Raw genomic sequence first — 2,591 nt, 5'->3', positions numbered from 1 at the left:
CTGACGGGCCGCGCGTCGGGGCGGGAGCCCCGGCGGGCCTGACGCCCGACGCCGTCGGGCCGCTCCGGCGGCAGTCGCCTCGGCCGCCCCGGCCGGAACCGCGGGTGCTCCTCCGCTGCCGGCCCTCGGGCGAGCCGTCCACCGTCACGCCCAGCGGAGCTCGCGTGGCGTGTCAGGGGCTTCCTGCCCGCCCACCTGCCTGCCCGTCCGCCGGGCCGGTCCGCGTCCCGCGGGTGCTCCTCCGCGCCGCTCCGCCGGCCGTAAAACCGTTTGCGGACGACCGAGTCGCGGCCGACAATGGCGCTGCCGTCCGGCCAGCGACTCGAGGGGGCGTCATGGAGATCAGACCGGCCCGGCCGGAGGAGGCCGCGCTGCTCACCGGCATCGCACTGCGGTCCAAGGCGTACTGGGGCTACGACGAGGCGTTCATGGCCGCCTGCCGGGCGGAGCTGACCGTGGACGCCGCTGTGATCGAGCGGTCGGCCACGGCGGTGGCCGAGGACGCCGGGCGGGTCCTGGGCTTCGTCGCGCTCTCCGGGACGCCGCCGACCGGGTCGCTGGACCTGCTCTTCATCGAGCCGGAGTCGATCGGCCGTGGCGTCGGCCGCGCGTTGTTCGAGCGGGCGAGGGGCCTGGCCGTGGCGCGCGGCCTGCGTCGGCTCACCATCGAATCCGATCCGAACGCCGAGCCGTTCTACCTCGCGATGGGCGCCACCCGGATCGGCGCCGTCCCGTCCGGCTCGATACCGGGACGCGAACTCCCGCTGCTGGCCGTGGACCTGGCCATGCCTTAGGCGGGGGCGGAACGCTGCCGCCCGGGCCCGGCCCGGAGGCGCCCCCGCCGCCGTCTCCCGCTCCCGTCCCCTCCCGGCTGCGGAGCGTCCCCGCGCCTCGCCCGGGGCAACGGGGCGGTCCGCCGGGGCCGCTCAGTGGCCGCTCGGCAGTCCGCGGTGCTTGCACATGGCCGCTCCGGTGAGCAGTAGTCCGGCGGCGATGGGGACGAGGACGGCGGTCGCGGTGGCGGAGCCGTCTCCGGAGGTGGCCGCCGTGGCGGTGTCGGCGATGGCCGTCGTTTCGGGCGTGCTGTCGCGGTCCGGCGCGGGGGTGGCGGTGGAGTCGGCCGTGCTGCCGGTTTCGGCGGTGGGGCCGCCCTCGTCGACGGCGGTGGTCGCCTCCTGGAGCAGCGGTTCCGTCGCGGCCTCGCGTTGCCGGGGAACGGTGGAGAGGGCGGCGCCGCGGTGCCGGGTGGCGGAGGGCGGGTCGGCGGGTCCGCCCTCGGAGGAGGCGCGGGGGCCGTCGGGCCGGGCCTGGGCGGGGACGGTGCCGAGCAGGCCGGAGGCGAGCGCGAAGGCGTCGGGGACGGCCGCCCGCTGGCCGGGCAGGGGCAGGCCGCCGGCCCGGATGCGTTCCTGGAGGGTGCCGCCGACCGCCCCGGCGACCCCGGTGATCCCGTCGGCGGGGCCGTTGCCGGTCGGTTCCCCGGCGGGCCCGGGGGAGCGGCCCGGCGGCCCGGACCCGACGGGACGTTCGGCTGACTGCCCGTCGAGGGCGGGTCCGTCGAGCACCGGCCGGTCGAGTGCCGGTGCGGCCTGCAGCGCGCGGCGGACGGTGGGCGGGGCCGGGTCCGGCGCCGGGTCGGCGGTGGCCGCGTACGCCCCGGGGGCGCCGAATCCCCAGAGCTGTGCGAGCAGGGCCCCGGCGGCCGCGGCGACCCGGGGGCGGGGCAGCCGCCGGGCGATCCCGCGGCGGGCACCGGCGACGCCGCGCGGGACGCCGCGGGGGACGGGTTCCTGGGGCTTGGTCGCGTGATTGGCTCGCACGTGAATCGAGAACGAGCGGCCGGGCGGTGAGGTCACGCCCGCCGTCACGGACAGTCATCGTACGGGTGGCCCCGGGGCCTGTTCTCCCGGGGCCACCGACCGGGTGGCGGTCAGGAGTTGGGGCGCAGGGTCCAGGTGACCGTCATCACGCCGGTGACGGCGCCGTCGGCGCGGGTGATCTCGACGGTGACCGGGAACTCGGGGCGGCCGCCGGCGTCCAGCTCGGCGACGACCTCGGCGGCCGGGCGGCCGAGCACCGCGGTGGCGGTGACCTCGCCCATGGCCAGCTTCTTGTACGCGATCTCGGCGTTCACGGCGAGCGGCACGGCCCGGGACAGCTGGTCGCCGAAGGCGGCGAGCACGATGCAGCCGCTGGCGGACTCGGCCAGCGTGAACATCGCGCCGGCGTGCGGGCCGCCGACGTGGTTGTGGTACGCGGGCTGGTCCGGGAGGCGGAGCACGGCGCGCTCCGGGGTGGTCTCCAGGTACTCCAGCTTGAGGGTGTGCGCCATCGGCACGGTGGAGTCGAGCATCTGGCCGATCGTGGGAGTGGTCATGGCGACGATGTTACTAGTCGGTAGCTTCTGGGGGCAGGGGTCGCCGGAAGCCGATCCGGCGGGCGCGTGTGAGGGAGCGCACATGCGGACGAGGGGGCGCGTGCGTAGCTGAGGTCGTGTCCGGCTGAGGCCGTGTTCGACCGAGGTCCTGTTTGACCGAGGTCCTGTTCGGCGGGGGGGCGAAAACGCCTGAGGGGCCGATCTCTTGAAGAGC

General features: G+C 77.0%; 3 protein-coding genes. 1 reads left to right on the top strand and 2 read right to left on the bottom strand.

The window, feature by feature from the left end; all coding sequences use genetic code 11:
- Positions 1–335: 335 nt before the first annotated feature.
- Positions 336–794: a GNAT family N-acetyltransferase gene (locus ACFU6K_RS36275; RefSeq protein ID WP_380670496.1), complete on the top strand. Its 459-nt coding sequence runs from the start codon at positions 336–338 to the stop codon at positions 792–794.
- A 132-nt stretch (positions 795–926) separates the two neighbouring features.
- On the opposite strand, the gene ACFU6K_RS36270 is transcribed toward ACFU6K_RS36275, so the two are convergent.
- Positions 927–1,820, bottom strand: coding sequence for a hypothetical protein (locus tag ACFU6K_RS36270; protein WP_380670494.1), 894 nt, complete (start codon positions 1,818–1,820; stop codon positions 927–929).
- A gap of 110 nt (positions 1,821–1,930) precedes the next feature.
- Complete coding sequence (locus tag ACFU6K_RS36265) at positions 1,931–2,377, bottom strand: DUF4442 domain-containing protein (RefSeq protein WP_189919419.1); 447 nt, start codon at positions 2,375–2,377, stop codon at positions 1,931–1,933.
- Positions 2,378–2,591 lie beyond the last annotated feature (214 nt).

Source organism: Kitasatospora sp. NPDC057512, assembly GCF_042802135.1.
In the GTDB taxonomy this organism is placed as follows: Bacteria; Actinomycetota; Actinomycetes; order Streptomycetales; family Streptomycetaceae; genus Kitasatospora.
Note: the sequence above shows the minus strand (reverse complement) of the source record. Positions and strands in the feature narration are given on the sequence as shown.

What these genes read in the sequence shown, in the direction of transcription:
- ACFU6K_RS36275 (WP_380670496.1), top strand. Translation starts at nt 336, where the DNA reads ATGGAGATCAGACCGGCCCGGCCGGAGGAGGCCGCGCTGCTCACCGGC.
- ACFU6K_RS36265 (WP_189919419.1), bottom strand. Translation starts at nt 2,377, where the DNA reads ATGACCACTCCCACGATCGGCCAGATGCTCGACTCCACCGTGCCGATG.